The sequence below is a fragment of the Gardnerella sp. 30-4 genome, assembly GCF_001641215.1.
GTDB classification, from domain to species: domain Bacteria; phylum Actinomycetota; class Actinomycetes; order Actinomycetales; family Bifidobacteriaceae; genus Bifidobacterium; species Bifidobacterium leopoldii.
Map to the genome: position 1 here is coordinate 1 of NZ_LXJL01000173.1, position 855 is coordinate 855.

General features: G+C 39.8%; 1 protein-coding gene. It reads right to left on the bottom strand.

The window, feature by feature from the left end:
• Window positions 1-4: 4 nt before the first annotated feature.
• Entirely contained in the window at window positions 5-559 is a 555-nt protein-coding gene (locus A5294_RS06450; protein WP_004106205.1) for a cysteine hydrolase family protein, read from the bottom strand.
• Window positions 560-855: the final 296 nt, after the last annotated feature.

Consider the following 855-nt stretch of genomic DNA (forward strand, 5'->3'; position numbering starts at 1 on the left):
ATTCTCAGCCTTCTACAATATCCGCATTAAGGCAAGTCTTAAAGTGGCGCAAAGCCCATTCGTGACCTGCAGGATCAAAGCTTGCAACGGCATCCTTGTGAACCACAATCTTGAATCCAAGATTATACGCATCGACAGCAGTGTGAAGCACGCAAATATCCGTGCAAACTCCCACCAAATGCAGCTCTTCAATGTGACGTTCGCGAAGCTTAATCAGCAAATCCGTGCCATTAAACGACGAGTAACGAGTCTTATGAATATAATAAACATTGCTTTTATCTTTATTTGCTTCGTAAAAATCACCAAGCGCGCCATATAACTTCTGGCCGTGAGTTCCTGCGATATTGTGAGGTGGGAAAAGCTTAGTTTCAGGATGATACGGATCGTTCAAATGGTGCGTATCAATCGCAAAAACCACGAACTCACCGGCGTCAAGAAATTCCTGCGAAATCTCAGTAATACGCTTTTCGAGCTTTTGCGCAGGCTCGCCCACAGTAAGAGAGCCATCGCTTGCCACAAAATCATTCGTATAATCAATGTTAATAAGAGCTTTATTCATACCTACTCCTTGTATGAAATTTACAGAATAATCGCAAATAGCTCTACTGCAATAGCATAATCGCTTTAGTTACAATATTCCGCATTCTTAATTGCTTGATTTTATTTCAATTGATAGCCCAATTATCAACTCAATTGCTGGCCCAATTGCAATCGGCGCAATACCTTAATATTCAAAGAATACTCAAAGCTCACTTGCTTCTGCACCGACTATCATCATTTAATCACTACCTTGCGGCAAATTTTAAATCTTACTGATAAAATATTGAAACAAAAAACAAATTAACAGTACTAAGT